This window comes from Mycobacterium sp., from assembly GCF_049281135.1.
Classification (GTDB): domain Bacteria; phylum Actinomycetota; class Actinomycetes; order Mycobacteriales; family Mycobacteriaceae; genus Mycobacterium.
On the sequence record NZ_JBAPRN010000001.1, the window covers coordinates 1 to 2305 of the forward strand.

2 protein-coding genes and 1 pseudogene are annotated in these 2305 nt (G+C 65.2%); all 3 read right to left on the minus strand.

Annotated features, from left to right (window positions below; translation table 11 throughout):
* Positions 1–449, minus strand: a pseudogene (locus WAN02_RS00005) (acyl-CoA dehydrogenase); the annotation flags it as partial.
* A gap of 2 nt (positions 450–451) precedes the next feature.
* The gene (locus WAN02_RS00010; RefSeq protein ID WP_422261604.1) at positions 452–1600 is read right to left on the minus strand and encodes an acyl-CoA dehydrogenase family protein; all 1149 of its coding nucleotides are present in this window, start codon (positions 1598–1600) and stop codon (positions 452–454) included.
* 12 nt (positions 1601–1612) lie between these two features.
* A partial coding sequence (locus tag WAN02_RS00015) for an SDR family oxidoreductase (RefSeq protein ID WP_422261606.1) occupies positions 1613–2305 on the minus strand: 693 nt, incomplete at its 5' end.

The window sequence follows — 2305 nt, forward strand, 5'->3', positions numbered from 1 at the left end:
GTCTCTGCGGCCAGCAGCACGGCCGCGCACGCGCGTGTCCACGGCACCTCCGGCGCGACTCCGACGACGCGAGAACCATCGATCCGCGCCCGTGCCAGCGCCACGGTCAGCGCGCCCCGCTCGGGCACTGACACGTCGGCCTGTGCCGCCAGCCACGCGGCCATTAGATCGGTCTCGGCGAGCGGCACCGCGGCGGCGTGAGCCGCCAAACCCTTAAGCACGACGGCCATTTCGGCTGGGCCGGCGTCCTGATCATGCGTGCTTGTCAGGCGCGCTAGACCGGTTTCTTCGAGCGTGTGCCATAGGGCGGTATCGAATGGCTCGGGGCGGCGCCGTTGGCCAATCCGAGCGTCGAACGAACGCCGGCCGATGTCGTCCACGAGCCGGTACAACTCGGCCGAATCATCGTCGTCGACCACAGTGTCGAACACCCCGCCCGCCAGCCACATGCTCAACGCAGCCCCATTCCTCGCGCGACCACACCGCGTAGCACCTCGTTGGTCCCACCGCGCAGGGTGAACAGCGGCTGATGCAGCCGGGCCGTGTCGAGCAGTTCACGTCCCGTTGTGTCCTGCTCGATCCCGCAGATCAGGCCCGCGATCAGGTCGACGGATTTCTGTTCAAAGGTGGTCCCTAGGTCTTTCACCAGCGCCGCCCGGTTCGCGGCATCCTCGCCATCGGCGAGGTTTCTGGCCACTGAGATCGATAGCTGGCGAAGCGACACCAGCCGCGCAACGAGCTTGCCGACCTCCATTGCCGTGCGGTCGTCGACTGTGCGAGACAGTGCCAGGTCACGAAGCGCCGTGGTAATCAGCGGTGTGGTCGACAGAATCCGTTCGGGGCCACTGCGTTCGAAGGACAACTCCCGCGTCACTTGGTGCCAGCCCTCGCCAGGCACACCGAGCACCCGCGTATCGGGAACGAAGACGTCGTCAAACTTGACCTCGTTGAAGTGGTGTTCACCTGACATCAGCGCGATGGGACTGATCACGACGCGGTCTGCGCCGGCCGGCACAAGAAACTGGCTGAATCCCGCATGCCGCTGCTTCGAGTCGGATGGGCTGGTGCGGGCCAGCACGACGATCCAGTGTGCTAGGTGGGCGCCGCTGGTCCACACTTTGGTGCCCCGTAGCACCCAACCGCGTTCGACGCGTGTGGCTTTGGTTTGGGCGGCAGCCAGATCGGAACCGGCGCCGGGCTCGCTCATGCCGATCGCGGAATACAGTTGTCCCGCAGCGATTTCGGGCAGCAAGCTCTGCCGTTGTTCTTCGCTGCCGAACGCCTGCAACCCTGGTGCCAATTGGCGGTCGGCCGTCCAGTGCGCCGCGACAGGTGCGCCGTGGGCCAGCAGCTCTTCGCCGACGACGTAACGGTGCAGATGGCCCAGACCGCGTCCGCCGTACTGCTTGGGAATTGTCAGTCCCACAAAGCCAGCAGCGCCGAGCCGGGCGCTAAACGCCGCGTCCCAGCCCCTTATCCACGAGTCGACCTTCGGCTGCCAACTGAAGCGCTGGCGATCTTCAGCGATGAAGTCTCGTACCGACGCGCGTAGCTCGGACAGCTCGGGATCGTTCCCGCACAGCAAGTCGAAATCGGTCATCGTAATAGCTGGCTAGGCCGTCGCGACGACAGGCGACAGGTAGAAGTTGGGAGTGAGGTCCTGCTCGCGCGGGGCAAGCCGATAGCGGGAGAAATCCTGGACGCCCTCCTCACGCAGCACCTGCTCATCCGTATAAAACCGTCCACTGTTTTCTGCCGCGGCTCGCGTGACAAGCGCGTGCAGGGCGTCGGCCATGATCTGTGGGTTGCGGGCCTGGGCTCGCACGACCTCCTCACCCATCGCGACCATCATTCCGGTACTTGCCACCGTGGTGGCAGGCCACAGCGAATTGACTGCTATCGGGATCAGCGCGAATTCGGCTGCCCAGCCCAGCGTGAGCAGGCTCTCGGCGTACTTGCCCACGGTGTGCCCCACGTGCGACGAAAACCATCCCGGACTCATGTTCAATGGCGGCGACACGTTGACGATGTGTGCGTTGTCAGAGTTGCGAAGGTGCGGTAGCGCAGCATGCACCACAGCGAAGGCCCCTCGCACGTTGACTGCCAGCAGTCTGTCGAAACCCGCCGGCGGCAGTTGGGCGGTCGACCTGAGATCCAGAGCACCCGCGTTGTTGACCACGACGTCGATGCCGCCGAACTTCTCTGCGACTATGGCGATCGCGCGATCGACGGCGGCTGCGTCACGAACATCGCACGGCACCGACACTGCGTCGCCGCCGGCCTCCTCAACCGCCTCAACCGTGTC